Annotated in this window: 14 protein-coding genes; all 14 read right to left on the bottom strand. The window is 70.9% G+C overall.

Features of this window, described 5'->3' with window-relative positions; translation table 11 throughout:
* Complete coding sequence (locus H490_RS27780) at positions 1–876, bottom strand: carbohydrate ABC transporter permease (protein WP_017884786.1); 876 nt, start codon at positions 874–876, stop codon at positions 1–3.
* The gene (locus H490_RS27775; RefSeq protein ID WP_017884785.1) at positions 873–2,228 is read right to left on the bottom strand and encodes an ABC transporter permease subunit; all 1,356 of its coding nucleotides are present in this window, start codon (positions 2,226–2,228) and stop codon (positions 873–875) included. Before H490_RS27775 ends, H490_RS27780 begins: the two co-directional genes overlap by 4 nt.
* 12 nt (positions 2,229–2,240) lie before the next feature.
* Positions 2,241–3,512 (bottom strand): ABC transporter substrate-binding protein, encoded by a 1,272-nt coding sequence (locus H490_RS27770; protein ID WP_017884784.1) that lies wholly within the window; start codon positions 3,510–3,512, stop codon positions 2,241–2,243.
* Positions 3,513–3,837: 325 nt separating this feature from the next.
* Positions 3,838–4,677 (bottom strand): prepilin peptidase, encoded by an 840-nt coding sequence (locus tag H490_RS31210; RefSeq protein WP_017884783.1) that lies wholly within the window; start codon positions 4,675–4,677, stop codon positions 3,838–3,840.
* A 23-nt stretch (positions 4,678–4,700) separates the two neighbouring features.
* Positions 4,701–5,603 (bottom strand): acetylglutamate kinase, encoded by a 903-nt coding sequence (gene argB / locus H490_RS27765; RefSeq protein ID WP_017884782.1) that lies wholly within the window; start codon positions 5,601–5,603, stop codon positions 4,701–4,703.
* Between the two features lie 109 nt (positions 5,604–5,712).
* Entirely contained in the window at positions 5,713–6,870 is a 1,158-nt protein-coding gene (argJ, locus tag H490_RS27760; RefSeq protein WP_017884781.1) for a bifunctional glutamate N-acetyltransferase/amino-acid acetyltransferase ArgJ, read from the bottom strand.
* The gene (locus tag H490_RS32400) at positions 6,867–7,019 is read right to left on the bottom strand and encodes a hypothetical protein (RefSeq protein WP_193743413.1); all 153 of its coding nucleotides are present in this window, start codon (positions 7,017–7,019) and stop codon (positions 6,867–6,869) included. The genes argJ and H490_RS32400 overlap by 4 nt, the downstream gene beginning before the upstream one ends.
* The gene (gene argC / locus H490_RS27755; RefSeq protein WP_017884779.1) at positions 7,016–8,089 is read right to left on the bottom strand and encodes an N-acetyl-gamma-glutamyl-phosphate reductase; all 1,074 of its coding nucleotides are present in this window, start codon (positions 8,087–8,089) and stop codon (positions 7,016–7,018) included. Before argC ends, H490_RS32400 begins: the two co-directional genes overlap by 4 nt.
* 79 nt (positions 8,090–8,168) lie before the next feature.
* Positions 8,169–8,945, bottom strand: a complete 777-nt coding sequence (locus tag H490_RS27750; protein WP_017884778.1) for an enoyl-CoA hydratase — start codon at positions 8,943–8,945, stop codon at positions 8,169–8,171.
* Between the two features lie 135 nt (positions 8,946–9,080).
* A complete protein-coding gene (locus H490_RS27745) occupies positions 9,081–10,274 on the bottom strand; it encodes a bifunctional 2-methylcitrate synthase/citrate synthase (RefSeq protein ID WP_017884777.1) in 1,194 nt (397 codons plus the stop codon).
* Positions 10,275–10,364: 90 nt separating this feature from the next.
* Positions 10,365–11,276: a methylisocitrate lyase gene (gene prpB / locus H490_RS27740; RefSeq protein ID WP_017884776.1), complete on the bottom strand. Its 912-nt coding sequence runs from the start codon at positions 11,274–11,276 to the stop codon at positions 10,365–10,367.
* Positions 11,276–12,814: an MmgE/PrpD family protein gene (locus H490_RS27735; protein WP_017884775.1), complete on the bottom strand. Its 1,539-nt coding sequence runs from the start codon at positions 12,812–12,814 to the stop codon at positions 11,276–11,278. The genes prpB and H490_RS27735 overlap by 1 nt, the downstream gene beginning before the upstream one ends.
* Positions 12,811–13,464 carry a GntR family transcriptional regulator gene (locus H490_RS27730; protein ID WP_017884774.1) on the bottom strand — a complete coding sequence of 218 codons (654 nt, stop codon included), beginning with the start codon at positions 13,462–13,464 and terminating at the stop codon, positions 12,811–12,813. Before H490_RS27730 ends, H490_RS27735 begins: the two co-directional genes overlap by 4 nt.
* A gap of 104 nt (positions 13,465–13,568) precedes the next feature.
* Positions 13,569–14,495, bottom strand: coding sequence for a VOC family protein (locus tag H490_RS27725; protein WP_017884773.1), 927 nt, complete (start codon positions 14,493–14,495; stop codon positions 13,569–13,571).
* Between the last annotated feature and the right edge of the window lie 89 nt (positions 14,496–14,584).

Genomic DNA, 14,584 nt, shown 5'->3' with positions numbered 1-14,584 from the left:
CTACTTCTGCGACCCCGCCAGCAGTGCTTGTACGAAGTATCGCTGGAACGCGAAAAACACTATCAGCGGAACCAGCATGGAGAGGAACGCCCCGGCCGAGAGCACGTCGATGTTCGCACCGAATTGACGCAGCTGTGACTGGATCGCAACAGTGAGCGGCTGCGAGTCGGTATTCGTGAAGATCAGCGCCACCAGCATGTCGTTCCAGGTCCAGAGGAACTGGAAGATGGCGAGCGACGCGATCGCGGGCAGCGCGAGGGGCATCATGATCTGGAAGAAGATCCTCCAGTCCCTCGCCCCGTCGATGCGCGCCGCCTCGAGCATCTCCTCCGGCACCTGGATGAAGAAGTTGCGCAGCAGGAAGATCGCGAACGGCAGGCCGAAGGCCGTGTGGAACAGGATCACCCCCAGCACGCTGCCGAAGATGCCGAGCGATCCGAAGAGGCGCGCGAGCGGGATCAGCGCCACCTGCAGCGGCACCGCGAGCAGCACGATCACGGCGATGAACAGCCAGTCGCGGCCCGGGAAGTGCAGCCACGCGAACGCGTAGGCGGCGAACGCGCCGAGCACGACGACGAGCACCGTCGTCGGCACCGCGATGACGATCGTGTTCCAGAACGACCCGGTGATCACGGGGTTCGACAGCAGGTTGGCGTAGTTCTCGATCGTGAGCTCGGCCGGCTTCGTCAGCACCGTCCACCAGCCGCTCGAGGCGTTGTCGCCCGCGCTGCGGAACGACGTGAGCAGCAGGCCGATCGTGGGCACGAGCCAGAAGACGGCGACGATCAGCAGGATCGCGTTGACGAGCCCTCGGCTCGCGATCCGGGCGATGCGCCGGCCGGCCGTCGGCTTGCCCGGGGCGGATGCGACGCTCATCGGCTCCTCTCCTCTCGGAATCTGCGGACGTTGATGATCATCGAGGGCAGCACCAGCACGAGCAGCAGGATCGCGAGCGCCGACCCCAGACCCTGGTTGCTGCCGCCCCCGAACGAGACCGTCCACATCTCCACCGCGATCACGTTCGCCGCGGGTTTCGAGGCGCCCGGCGGGATCACGTAGACGAGGTCGAAGATCTTCAGCACGTTGATGATGAGCGTGACGAACACCACCACCAGCACGGGCGCGAGCAGGGGCGCCGTGATGCGGGTGAAGACCTGCCACTCGCTCGCCCCGTCGGTGCGGGCGGCCTCCTGCAGCGAGCGGTCCATGGCCGAGAGCCCCGAGGCGATCATCACCATCGCGAAGCCCGCCCAGATCCAGACGTAGGCGAGGATCACGACCACGTTGATGAAGGTCGAGCTGAGCCACGAGACGCCCTGCGCCCCCTCGTCGAAGTTCGCCGCGGGCAGGGCCACGCGGTAGCTCTCACCCGCGGCGAGGCCCTCCATCGTGTAGACGCCGCCGGCCCCCGTCGTCGCGTAGCCGCGGATCGAGCCGTCCTCCGCCACGGCGTCGACCCGCACCCCCTCGAGGCCCTTCTTGCCCTCCTCGATCGCCCCCTCGGAGCCTCCTCCGCCCCGGATCACGTCGAGGAACACGGTGCCCGATATCTCGGTGCCGCCCGGCGCGGGCGCCTCGCGGGCGTCGGCGGCGTCCTCGGGCAGCGAGCTCTGCCGGATCCCGGTGAGCGGGAAGTCCTGCACCGATCCCGCGGCGACCGCCTCGCTCGTCGCGATGATCCCGCCCTCGGCCTCGATCCCGAGCCCCTCGCGCGGTTTCGCCCCCGGATAGCTCGACTGCTCGCCGAAGATGCTCTGCACGCTCACGATCGCGGCGTTCACCACGCCGAGCTGGGGGCTCTCCTGGAACATGCCCCGGAAGATGACGCCGGCGGCGAGCATCGAGATCGCCATCGGCATGAACACGATGAGCCGGAACGCCGTCTTCCAGCCCAGCTTGTCGACGAGCACCGCGAAGATGAGTCCGATGACCGTGACCGTCACCGGGGCGACGATCACCCACATGAGGTTGTTGCGGATCGCCGTGAAGGTGGTGTCGTTCGTGAACATGGTGACGTAGTTCTGCCACCCCACGAACGAGGCGCCGCTCTTGTCGAAGAAGGAGCGCACCACCGTGTACACGATCGGGTACACGACGAGCGCCCCGAGCACGAGCAGGCCGGGGCCGAGGAACGAGGCCACGACCAGCCAGCGCCGTGCTCGGCCGCGACCGCGGACGCTCCGTCCGCGGTCGCGGATCTGCACCGGCACCGTGAGCGTGCGGCTCATGGCTGCCGTCGCCTACTGGTAGGCCTTGACGGCCGCGTCCTCGAGACGCTGCGCCGTGCCGTCGATGTCGCTCGGATCCTGGTAGAAGGAGATCATCTCCTGCCAGAAGCCCTGACCCGGCGTGCCCCCGAAGGCGCTCGGGGTGAGGTCCGACATGTCGAAGCGCAGCTCCTCGGCCCCCGTCAGGGCCTCGGCGATCTGCCGCGAGACGTCGTCGGGGTAGAGCGAGGTGTCGACCGAGCCGTTGGGCGACGTCAGGCCACCGTTCGGCACCCAGATCTCGGCCGCCTCGGGCGACGCGAGGAACTCCATGAGCGCCGTCGTGGCCTCGTCGTCGTCGAACTGCACCGCGACGTCGCCGCCGCCCACCACCGAGGGCGCCGAGCCGTTCACCGACGGGAAGTCGTAGAACAGCGCGTTCTCACCCACCGTCGAGTTGCCGTCGGCGGCGATGTTGCCGGCCACGAAGTCGCCCTCGAACACGGTGCCCGCCTGCGGGTCGGAACCGAAGACCTCGGTCACGCTCGTCGGGAAGTCGCGCTGGTCGCCGCCCGGCTGCACGAGATCGCTGCCCCACAGCTCGGCCAGCACCCCGAGCGCCTCCTTCACGGATTCGTCGGTCCACGGGATCTCGTGGTCGGTGAGCTGGTCGTACTTCTCGGCCCCAGCGGTGCGCAGGTACACGTTCTCGAACCAGTCGGTCAGCGGCCAGCCGACGTCGGCCCCGATCGAGATGCCCGCGTACCCGGCGTCGCTCACGAGGCCGAGCTGGGTCATGAAGTCGTCCCAGTCCTCGGGCTCGGCGGCGCCAGCCTCGTCGTAGATGTCGGCGTTGTACCAGACGGTCGACTTGTTCGCGCCCTTGAACCACACGCCGTAGAGCTCGCCGTCGACGCTGCCGAGGTCGATCCAGTCCTGCGCGTAGTGCTCTTCGACCGCCGAGCGCACGCCGTCGCCGACGGGCAGGATGTCGCCGTTCTGCGCGAGCGACTGCATGAGGGCAGGCTGGCCCAGCACGGCGACGTTCGGCGGGGTGCCGCCCTCGAGCTGCCCCTGGATGTACGTGGGGCCGTTGTCGCCGAAGCTCGTGTAGTTCACCTTCGCGCCCGTGCGCGAGCTGAACTCGGCGAGCACGGCCTCGAAGTTCTCCTGCTCGGCGCCCGACCAGGCCGCCACGACGTTGAGAGTCTCACCCGAGAACTCGCCGCCTCCGCCCCCGGCGCCGCCCCCGCCCGATCCGCAGCCCGTCAGCGCGAGCGCCGCGGCCGACAGGCCCGCCGCCACTGCGAGGAGGCGCCGCCGAGAACGCCGTCCACCACTCGTTGAGAAACGCATCGTATACATGAAGCACTCCGTCCAGCAGGGTTGTTCGCCGGGATCCGGAACGGATCCCGGCCAGGTCGAGCCCGTCTGCTTCGGGTTTGCGAAGCAGCACTGCTCCGCTGCCAGGCTAATCTCCCCCGCGCTCCCGCGGGGACCCCCTTGCGAACGGCCGCTGGATCGTTATAAGGGGTTTCTCGGAGCCGCGCAGCAGATCGCTCGGTCGTTTCCCTCGAACAGCTGGGACCGGGCTCGCGCCCGATCCGGTTCGGCTTGCCGGACGCCGCCCTCACGCTCCGTACGTCAGGCCGAGGCACGCCTCCGAGATCCGCGCTCCCCACACCAGGCCGGCCCAGGCGCCGAGCAGCATGCACGGGCCGAACGGGAAGGCGCGCGTGCGCGAGGCACGACGCAGCGCGACGAGCACCAGCCCCGCCGCGGCGCCCAGCGCGAAGCCGCTGAGCACCCCCACCAGCAGCGCGCCCGCCCCCGCAAACCCCAGCGCGGCGCCGATCAGCGGCGCCAGCTTGAGATCGCCGCCGCCCAGGCCGCCGCGCGCCGCGAGGGCGAACCCCAGATAGACGGCGAAGACGACCGCGGAGCCCCCGAGCGTCGCCGCCAGGCGCCCCCAGTCGCCGCCGAGCACGCTCGAGACGGTCAGCAACGCGACGACCGCGACGAGGCTCGGCAGCACGATCCGGTCGGGCAGCCGGCGATGCTCGAGGTCGATGAGCACGAGCGCGATCCCCGCCCCCGCGAACCAGAGGTACGCCGCGAGCCCCAGCCACCATCCGACCGCGTGCGCCGGCGGGCCGAGCATCGCGGTCGCCCGCCAAGCACCCGCGACGACGCCCGACTCGGCCGCCGGCCCGCCGGCCGACCCGGAGCCCGGCCAGACGGCCTCGGCCGAGGCGTACCACGCCGCGACGAGCGCGAAGACGACCGCCGTCACCCCCATCAGCGGCGCGCTCGCTCCGATCGACCCGCGGCGGCCGAGCCTCAGCGGCTCGCCCCGCGGCACCCGCCGCACGATCGCGGCGAGCGGTGAGCCGACGAACAGCCCGAGCACCGCCGAGCCGACGATGAGCCAGGCCGTGAGCAGCACGGCCGCCTGGGAGCCGGGCGCCACGTGGGATCAGCCGCCCGCCGCGGCTACGGCGTGACCTCGGTGCCGATGCCGCGCTCGGTGAAGATCTCGAGCAGCACCGAGTGCGGCTCCCGACCATCGATGATCGCGGCCTTCGGCACCCCGCCGCGCACGGCGTCGAGGCAGGCGCGCATCTTCGGGATCATGCCGGACTCGAGGCTCGGCAGCAGCCGCTCGAGATCGGTCGCCGAGATGCTCGACACGAGCGAGTCGAGGTCGGGCCAGTTCGAGTACAGGCCGGCCACGTCGGTGAGGATCACGAGCTTCTCGGCGCCGAGCGCCGCCGCGAGCGCCGCCGCCGCCGCGTCGGCGTTGATGTTCAGGGAATCGCCCGGACGGTCGGCGTCGGGCGCGATCGACGAGACCACCGGGATCAGGCCCGCCTCGAGCAGCGCCAGCACCGGCTCGGGGCGCACGTCGATCACATCGCCCACGAGCCCCAGATCCACGAGCTCGCCATCGACCTCGACCGGCGGGCGGCGGCGGCCGATGAACAGGCCCGCGTCCTCGCCCGTCGTGCCGGCCGCGAGCGGTCCGTGCGCGTTGATCTCGTCGACCAGCTCGGGGTTCACCTTGCCGGTGAGCACCATGCGCACGACATCCATCGCCTCGGGCGTCGTGACGCGGTACCCGCCTTTGAACTCGCTCTCGATGCCGAGCCGCGCGAGCATCGCGTTGATCTGCGGTCCGCCGCCGTGCACGACCACCGGCAGGATGCCGGTGTGCCGCAGGTACACCACGTCTTCGGCGAACGCCGCGAGCAGCGAGTCGTCGATCATCGCGTTGCCGCCGAACTTGATCACCATGATCCTGCCGCGGAACTTCTTGAGCCACGGCAGCGACTCGATGAGCACCTGCGCCTTGGCGGCCGCCTGCTCGTGGTCGAGGGTCTTCGTGGTGGTGGTCATGGGTTCCGTTCTTTCGTTATCCTGAGGCGGCGGAGCGACTCGCGGCGCGCGGGCCGGAGCCGGACGGCTCCCCCGCTCCCCGACGCCGCCGAGGGTGCGGAGGCCGCGATCACGAGGAGTACGCCGAGTTCTCGTGCACGTAGTCGTGCGTCAGGTCGTTGGTGCGGATGGTGGCGGTGTGCTCGCCCGCGAAGAGGTCGATCTCGACGCGGGTGCGGCGCGGTGCGAGGTCGCACTCCTTGACGGGGCGATCGGGGCCGCCCGCATGGCAGAGGCGCACCCCGTTGAAGCTGACGTCGACCTGGTAGGGGTCGAAGGCCGCGTCGGTGGTGCCGATCGCGGCGAGCACGCGGCCCCAGTTCGGGTCGTTGCCGAAGATGGCGGCCTTGAAGAGGTTGTTGCGCGCGACTGAGCGGCCCACCTCGACGGCATCGGCTGAGCTCGCGGCCCCGCGCACCTCGATGTCGATGTCGTGGCTCGCGCCCTCCGCGTCGGCCTGCAGCTGCGCTGCGAGGCTGTCGCAGACGGCGGCGAGCGCGTCGGAGAACGACTCCTCGTCGGGCGAGACGCCCGACGCTCCGCTCGCGAGCAGCGTCACCTGGTCGTTCGTCGACATGCAGCCGTCGCTGTCGAGCCGGTCGAAGCTCGTTCCGGTCGCGCGGCGCAGCGCGCGGTCCAGCGCCTCCCCGTCGAGCAGCGCATCGGTGGTGATCACCACGAGCATGGTCGCGAGGCCCGGCGCGAGCATGCCCGCCCCCTTCGCCATCGCCCCGATGGTCCAGCCGTCGCCCGTGTGCACCACGGTCTTCTCGACGGAGTCGGTGGTGAGGATCGCCGCGGGGGCGGTCGTGTCATCTGCGGCGAGCGCGGCCGCGAGCGTCGGCACGTTGTGCACGATCTTGTCGCGGAAGGCCTGGTCTCCTGTGCCGATGAGCCCGGTCGAGCAGACGAGGATCCGCTCGGCGTCGGGCTCGCCGATGGCGGCGGCGACCGCCTCGGCCGTGAGCCGGGTCGTCTCGTAGCCGAAGTCGCCCGTGAAGCAGTTGGCGCCGCCCGAGTTGAGGATCACCGCGCGCGCCTGGCCGTTCTGCGCGACCTTGCGGCTCCACAGGATCGGGTTGGCCTGTGCCCGGTTGCTCGTGAACACGACGGCCGAGGCACGCTCGGGGCCGTCATTCACGACGAGGGCGAGGTCGGGTTTGCCCGTGCTCTTGAGGCCGACGGCGATGCCGGCCGACCTGAATCCCTGGGGTGCGGTGACGCTCATGCCTGCTCCTTCTTCTGCGCTGCCGTGGCGCGGCTGGCGGCCGCGGTCTCGATCCGGGTCGCGATCTCGATCTCGCCGAAAGGCGGATTTCGCACGTGCTCCGCACGCGGAGCACGCGAAATCCGCCATTCGAGGGCCGGGCCCGTCACGGGGCCACGCCGTTCACCGACAGACCCGTGGTCTCGGGGATGCCGAGGGCGATGTTGGCCGACTGGATCGCGGCGCCCGCGGTGCCCTTGGCGAGGTTGTCGAGGGCCGCCGCCACCACGACGCGGCCCGCCGCCTCGTCGATCGCGACCCCCATCAGACACGTGTTGGCGCCGAGCGTGTCGGCGGTGCGCGGGAAGACCCCCTCGGGCAGCAGCTGCACGAAGGGTTCCGCGGTGTAGGCGTCCTCCCAGGCGCTGCGCACCTGCTGCGCGGTGACGCCGGGCGCGAGCCGCGCCGTGGAGGTCGCGAGGATGCCCCGGCTCATCGGCACGAGCACGGGCGTGAAGCTGAGGCTGGGCTCGGTGACGGCGCCCGCCCCGCGCAGCGCCTGCCGGATCTCGGGGATGTGCCGGTGCGTGCCCCCCACCGCGTAGGGGTTCGCGCTGCCCATGAGCTCGGCGCCGAGCAGGTGGGTCTTCGCGGCCTTGCCCGCACCGCTCGGCCCAACAGCGAGCACGCTCACGATGTCGCGCGGCTCGATCACCCCCGCCGCGATACCGGGGGCGAGCGACAGCGCCACGGTCGACGCGTTGCAGCCCGGCGCCGCGATCCGCGTCGCCCCGGCCAGGTACTCCCGCTGCCGGGTCCAGACGGGTGCGCCGTCGGCGGCGCGCTCGGCCACGATGAGCTCGGGCACCCCGTACGCCCACGCTCCGTGGTGCTCGCCTCCGTAGAAGGCCGCCCAGTCGGCGGCGTCGGTGAGGCGGTGGTCTGCGCCGCAGTCGATCGCGAGGCGCACGTTCCCGAGCCGAGCCGTGAGCTCGCCCGAGGCACCGTGCGGCAGCGCGAAGAACACGACGTCGTGGCCGTCGAGCACCTCGGGCAGCGTGGGCTGCAGCACCAGGTGCGCGAGCGAGCGCAGGTGCGGCTGCGACTCGCTGAGGGGCCGGCCGGCGCTCGAGTGCCCCGTGACGGTGCGGATCTCGAACTCCGGGTGCCCCGCGAGCAGGCGCAGCAGCTCTCCCCCGGCGTACCCGCTCGCTCCGGCCACCGCCACTGAATAGGTCATCTCGCGCCCTCCATCGTCACCCGTCTATTCTGGCACCTCGCGGGCCGGTCGCGGGCGCCGACCCCCGCGGCACCGGGCCTCAGCGGTGGGTGAACTCGGGCGGGCGCTTCTCGGCGAAGGCCCGCATGCCCTCCGCCTGATCCTCGGTCGCGAAGGCCGCGGCGAACGCCTGCCGTTCGAAGCGCAGCCCCTCCGACAGCGGGGTCTCCTGCGCCACCTGCAGCGCCTCCTTCGCGGCATACACCGCGGGCAGCGACTTCGACGCGATCGTCTCGGCGGTCTGCGCGGCCTCGGCGAGCAGCTCGGCCGCCGGCACCACCCGCGAGACGAGCCCCGACCGCTCCGCCTCCTCGGCATCCATCATGCGGCCCGTGAGCACCATCTCGGCGGCCTTGTACTTGCCGATCGCTCGCGGCAGGCGCTGCGAACCGCCGAAGCCGGGCAGGATCCCGAGGTTGATCTCGGGCTGGCCGAACTTCGCGGTGTCTGCCGCGATGATGATGTCGCACATCATCGCGAGTTCGCAGCCGCCGCCCAGCGCGAAGCCCGACACCGCGGCGATCAGCGGCGTGCGCATGCGTTCGAAGCCGCCCCACCCCGGGAACGGCCCGCCGAGGTACATGTCGGAGTACCCCAGCTCGGCCATCTCCTTGATGTCTGCGCCAGCCGCGAAGGCCTTCTCAGAGCCCGTGATCACGATCGCGCCGATCCCGGAGTCGGCGTCGAAGGCGAGCGCCGCCTCGATGAGCTCGCGCACCAGCGTCGAGTTCAGCGCGTTGAGGGCCTCGGGTCGGTGCAGGGTGATCGTCGCGACGCGCCCCTGCGTCTCGGTTCTGATGCAGGTGTACTCGGTCATCGTCGCTCCTCGTTCTGCGGGTGGGATGCGCGGCCCGGAGCGGATCCCGATCCGGGCGCGCACCCCACGCTACCGCGCGGGCGCTCCTCCGCGCTCGGCCCGCCTCGCCGGAGGGACCGGGCGCGCAGCGATCCGCTACTCCGCCTCCGTCTCGCGCTCCGCGGCGGCGAGCTGCTCATCGGTGGGCTCGTACCCCTCGACGTGGCGCTCGGCCGGGCCGTTGTAGGCCGACAGGGGGCGGATCAGCGCGTTCGAGGCCGCCTGCTCCATGATGTGCGCCGTCCAGCCGGTGACGCGCGAGGCGATGAACAGTGGCGTGAAGGTGAGCGTGTCGAAGCCCATGAGGTTGTACGCGGGGCCCGACGGGTAGTCGAGGTTCGGGTAGATGCCCTTGCGCGACACGAACTCGCGCTCGAGCGCCTCGTAGAGTTCGCCCACCTCGGGTCGGCCGTAGTGATCGATGAGTGCGTCGAGCGCCGCTTTCATGGTGGGCACGCGCGAGTCGCCCTTCTTGTAGACGCGGTGCCCGAAGCCCATGATCTTGCGCTTCTCGGCGAGCGCCCGATCGAGCCACGGCACGACGTTCGAGGCGTCGCCGATCTCGTCCATGATGTGCAGCACCGCCTCGTTCGCCCCGCCGTGCAGCGAGCCCTTGAGCGCACCGATCGCAGCGACCACCGCCGAGTAGAGGTCGGAGAGCGTCGACGTGACGACGCGCGCCGTGAACGTCGACGCGTTGAACGAGTGCTCGGCGTACAGCGTCATCGAGCGGTTGAACGCGTCGACCACCGTGTCGTGCGGCTCGGCTCCGAAGGTCATCCACAGGAAGTTGGCGGCGTAGTCGAGGTCGTCGCGGGGCTCCACGATCTCCTCGCCGCGGCGGCGGCGCTGCCCGTACGCGACGATGGCGGGCAGCGCCGCGTAGAGCCGGATCGAGCGCTCCAGGTTCTGCTCGGGCGTGCCCGAGGCGTCGAGCACCGACGCGGAGCCCGCCGTGTCGGATGCGCCGATCACGCTCACCGCCGTGCGCACCTCGTCCATCGGGTGGGCCTCGAGCGGCAGCAGGTCGATCGCCGCCCGCACCTCGCGCGGCAGGGCGCGGTGGCGGCGTTCGCGGGCCCGCAGCTCGGCCAGCTGCCGCTCGTCGGGCAGTTCGCCGTTCCAGAGCAGGTACGCGACGGCTTCGAACGGCTGCGTCGCGGCGAGCTCCTGCACCGGGTAGCCGCGGTAGAGCAGGCTGTTCGTCTCGGGGTTGACCTTCGAGACGGCGGTGACGTCGGCCACCACTCCCGCGAGGCCCTTCTTGATCTCGGCATCCGTTTCGGCCATCTTCGGCCCCTTCCCTCGTCGTGCTGCGCGCAGTCGCAGGATCTCACGTCTTGATCGATCGATCCAGCGGGTGCGCCCCGCGGTGGCCCGTCAGCGCTCCACGCTGAAGTTGAAGACGCTCGTGTCGAAGCGGTCGTACCCCGCGTAGTCGACGAGCTCGTAGAGGTCGGCGCGGTGCTGCATCTCGTCGAGCTTCGAGGTGAGATGCCCGTGCTCGTTCAGCGTGTCGAGCGCCCGCGCGGTCGCCCCCATTGCGATCCGCAGCATCGACACGGGCCAGATCACGATGTTGACGCCGATGTCGGCGAGCTGCTGTGCCGAGAAGAGGTCGCTCTTGCCGAACTCCGTCATGTTGGCGAGGATCGGCACGTCGATCGCGCGGCGCACCGCCTCGAACTCCTCGAGGGTGCGCATCGCCTCGGGGAAGATCGCGTCGGCGCCGGCGTCGACGAGGGCCTTCGCCCGGTCGATCGCGGCGTCGAGACCGGCCCGCCCGTCGGCGGTGGCGCGGATGTCGGTGCGGGCCATAATGAGGAAGCCGGGGTCGCGACGGGCGTCGACGGCGGCCCGGATGCGCTTCGCCGCCGTGGCCTCGTCGACCACCGACTTGTTGTCGAGGTGCCCGCACCGCTTCGGGTTGACCTGGTCTTCGATGTGCATGCCGGCGAGACCTGAGTCTTCGAGCGTCTGGACGGTGCGCGCCACGTTCATCGGCTCGCCGAATCCGGTGTCGGCGTCGACGATCGCGGGCAGCTCGGTCATGCGGGCGACCTGCTGGGCGCGCCCCGCGACCTCGGTGAGGGTGGTGAGGCCGATGTCGGGCAGCCCGAGGTCGGCCGAGAGCACGGCTCCCGAGATGTAGACGCCGTCGAAGCCCTTGCGCTCGATGAGGCGGGCCGACAGCGGGTTGAAGGCCCCCGGGAAGCGCAGCAGCTCGCCGCTCGCGAGCCGCTCGCGGAACAGGCGGCGCTTCTCGGCCGGGGTGGTGTTCGCGTACAGCATCAGAACAGTCCCTTCGGCGCCGCGGCGAGGTCGATCACGCCGGCCCTCGCGACGATGCCCAGCTCGCGCACCTCGTCGGCGGTGAGCTCGGGCAGGCGCTGCACGAGCTCGAGGAAGCGCTCGATCTCGGTCTCGTCGAGCACCGGCCCGGCGAGGGTGCGGAACTTGGCGATGTAGTTCTCGCGCTCGAAGGGGCGCGCGCCGAGCGGGTGCGCGTCGGCCACGGCGATCTCGTCGACGAGCGAGGTGCCGTCTGCGAACTCGATCTCGACACGGCCGCCGAACGCCTTCTCATGAGGGTCCTCGGAGTGGTAGCGCCGGGTCCACTCGGGGTCTTCGGCCGTGGTGATCTTGTGCCACAGCTCGACGGTGTCGGGGCGGCTCGCCCGCTCGGGAGCGTAGGAGTCGACGTGGTGCCAGCCCCCGTCCTGCAGCGCGACGGCGAAGATGTACGGGATGGAATGGTCGAGCGTCTCGCGGCTCGCGGCGGGGTCGTACTTCTGCGGGTCGTTCGCGCCCGAGCCGATCACGTAGTGGGTGTGGTGGCTCGTGTGCAGCACGATGGACGCGATGCCCGCGGGGTCGGCGAGTTCGGGGCGCTCGCGTCGCAGCTTGCGGGCCAGGTCGATCCAGGCCTGCGCCTGGTACTCGGCCGAGTGCTCCTTGGTGTAGCTGTCGAGGATCGCCCGCTTGGGCTCGCCCGGCGCGGGCAGCGGCACGTCGTACGCGGCGTCCGGGCCGTCGAGCATCCACGCGATCACACCGTCCTCGCCCTCGTAGATCGGGCTCGGGGAGGTCTGGCCGCGCATGGCGCGGTCGACGGCCTCGACGGCCATCTTGCCCGCGAAGGCGGGGGCGTGCGCCTTCCAGGTGGAGATCTCGCCTTTGCGGCTCTGGCGCGTGGCGGTGGTGGTGTGCAGGCCCTGGGCGACGGCCTGGGAGATGGTCTCGGCGTCGAGGCCGAGCAGCGCGCCGATGCCGGCCGCCGCCGAGGGCCCGAGGTGGGCGACGTGGTCGATCTTGTGCCGGTGCAGGCAGATGGCCCGCACGAGATCCATCTGGATCTCGTAGCCGGTGGCGATGCCGCGCACGAGCGCTCGGCCGTCGGCACCGGTGTGCTGCGCGACCGCGAGGATCGGCGGGATGTTGTCGCCCGGATGCGAGTACTCGGCCGCGAGGAAGGTGTCGTGGTAGTCGAGCTCGCGCACGGCGACGCCGTTCGCCCAGGCGGCCCACTCGGGGCTCGTCTTCGCGGCGCCCCCGCCGGTCGCGGCCAGACCGAAGATCGCGGCTCCGGATCCCCCGGTCGAGACGGGGTGCGACAGGGCCTGGGCTCGCGCCGCGACGATGGGCGCGCGGTTCAGCGACGCCGCCGCGACGGCGGCGTTGTCGATGATGCGGTTGATGATCATGTCGACCACCCGGGGTTCGACCTCGACCGGATCGGTCGCGACCTGCGCGATCTTCCAGGCGAGCTGCTGCTCGCGGGGCAGCTGCTCTTCGCTCGTGTGGACGCGGACGTGGTGGGTGACGGTCATTGCGGTCCTTCCGGAGAGGGCGCGTCGATCGAGTTCAGGATCGAGCTGAGGGCGTTGTGGAGGTGCACGTGAGTGGAGTGCGCGGCGAGCTCGGCGTCGCCCGCGGAGATGGCCCGGGCGATGAGCGCGTGCTCGGAGACGGATACGGCGAGCCGGCGCCGGTTGTCGCGCGCCAGTCGGCGGGCTCGGGCGAGGTGGGTGCGCACGGTGCGCAGCGCGCTCACGAGGTGGGTGTTGGCCACCGCCGCGTCGATTTCGGCGTCGAAGCGCGCGATGAGCGCGTAGTAGTCGTCAGCGGCGACCTCGCCCGACTCGGGGTGCGCGCGCTCGAAGTCGTCGGCGAGCTGCGCGAACGTGCCGGGTTCGCCGCGCTGGGCGGCGAGCCTCGCCGCGGTCTCCTCGAGCGCGCGCCGCGCCTCGAAGAGCTCGCGGATGTCGGCGGCGTCGAATCCCGCGACCACCAGCACACGCGGCGACTGCTGCCGCACGAGCCCGTCGGCGGAGAGGCGGCCGATCGCCTCACGCATGGGGGTTCGGCTCACGCCGAGCCGCTCGGCCTGCTCGACCTCGCCGATCACCGTTCCCGGCGGCAGCTCCCCGCTCTGGATGTCTTCCAGCAGCGCGGCGTATGCCCGATCGCTCGCTCGCACTCGACCTCCCCGTTCACCCCGAGTGTATACATAACGGGCTTCCATGGCAAGAAGGAGAGGAATACGCCCGAGTTGCGTATACGTTCGGGTCGAGCGCGCCCGATTCAGAAATCGGCGATGACCAGCTTCTTCATGCCCATCATGTGCTCGTAGGCGTCGGGACGCTGCATCAGCTCGGCCATGTCGGCGGGCACGATCTGCCAGCTCACCCCGAAGCGGTCGGCGAGCCAACCGCACTGCTCGGCCTCGGGCACCGCCGAGAGCGCTTCCCAGAGCCGGTCGATCTCGGCCTGGTCGGTGCACTGCACTTCGAGCGACACCCCGCAGCCGAATTCGAACGGCTGTTCCACTCCCGAGTCCATCACCGCGAACCATTGCCCGCCCACGCGGAACTCGCCGTACATGAGCGCATCGGCCGTGGCCGGGCCGGTCGGTGCACCGTAGGGGAACCGCCCGCCCGCGGCCGCGTCGTCGAACACCGAGGTGTAGAAGTCGATGGCCTCGGAGGCCCGGTTCTGCGCCGCACCGCTGAACATGAGCGAGGGCACGATGAACGGCCTCGGCTCGCCGGACGGGTCGGTGAGCATGAGCTGCCAGCTCACTCCGAACCGATCCTGCACCCAGCCGTAGTGCGCGCTGAACGGGTACTCGCCCAGGGGCATGAGCTCGCGCCCGCCCTCGGACAACGCGCCCCACAGCCGGTCGAGCCGGGTCCGGGCCGCCGCCTCGTCGCCGTCGAACATGAGCGGGTCGAAGTTCACCATGAACGAGATCGACGGGTTCGGTGCGAACTCGTCGCCGGCGTTGATGAGCGTGAGCCGGGTCGAATCGGTGCCCCGAGGCTCGGGAATCTCGACCGCCACCGTGAGCGGCTCGCCCGCGAACTGCTGCTGGAAGTCGAGCAGACCGGTGTCGGGATAGCGCGCTTCGACCGTGGAGCGCGCGCCGGGGAACGCCTCGGCGTAGAAGGCGCCCGCCTGCTCGGCGTTGCGATCGCACCAGATGTTGGGGATGATCTTCTGAGCTGACATGACCGCCTCCTCGGGGTGTTGCTCTCAGTATCCCCGCAACCACCGACGCTGACAACGGGTCGCGAGCGGGATCGCGACCGGCGCCCCTG

The sequence above is a fragment of the Leucobacter sp. UCD-THU genome (assembly GCF_000349545.1).
In the GTDB taxonomy this organism is placed as follows: Bacteria; Actinomycetota; Actinomycetes; order Actinomycetales; family Microbacteriaceae; genus Leucobacter; species Leucobacter muris.
Note: the sequence above shows the minus strand (reverse complement) of the source record. Positions and strands in the feature narration are given on the sequence as shown.

Coding starts and splice junctions, on each gene's coding strand:
- H490_RS27725 (WP_017884773.1), bottom strand. CDS start 14,495: ATGTCAGCTCAGAAGATCATCCCCAACATCTGGTGCGATCGCAACGCC.
- H490_RS27745 (WP_017884777.1), bottom strand. CDS start 10,274: ATGGCCGAAACGGATGCCGAGATCAAGAAGGGCCTCGCGGGAGTGGTG.
- H490_RS27780 (WP_017884786.1), bottom strand. CDS start 876: ATGAGCGTCGCATCCGCCCCGGGCAAGCCGACGGCCGGCCGGCGCATC.
- H490_RS27735 (WP_017884775.1), bottom strand. CDS start 12,814: ATGACCGTCACCCACCACGTCCGCGTCCACACGAGCGAAGAGCAGCTG.
- H490_RS27750 (WP_017884778.1), bottom strand. CDS start 8,945: ATGACCGAGTACACCTGCATCAGAACCGAGACGCAGGGGCGCGTCGCG.
- argC (WP_017884779.1), bottom strand. CDS start 8,089: ATGACCTATTCAGTGGCGGTGGCCGGAGCGAGCGGGTACGCCGGGGGA.
- prpB (WP_017884776.1), bottom strand. CDS start 11,276: ATGCTGTACGCGAACACCACCCCGGCCGAGAAGCGCCGCCTGTTCCGC.
- H490_RS27775 (WP_017884785.1), bottom strand. CDS start 2,228: ATGAGCCGCACGCTCACGGTGCCGGTGCAGATCCGCGACCGCGGACGG.
- argB (WP_017884782.1), bottom strand. CDS start 5,603: ATGACCACCACCACGAAGACCCTCGACCACGAGCAGGCGGCCGCCAAG.
- argJ (WP_017884781.1), bottom strand. CDS start 6,870: ATGAGCGTCACCGCACCCCAGGGATTCAGGTCGGCCGGCATCGCCGTC.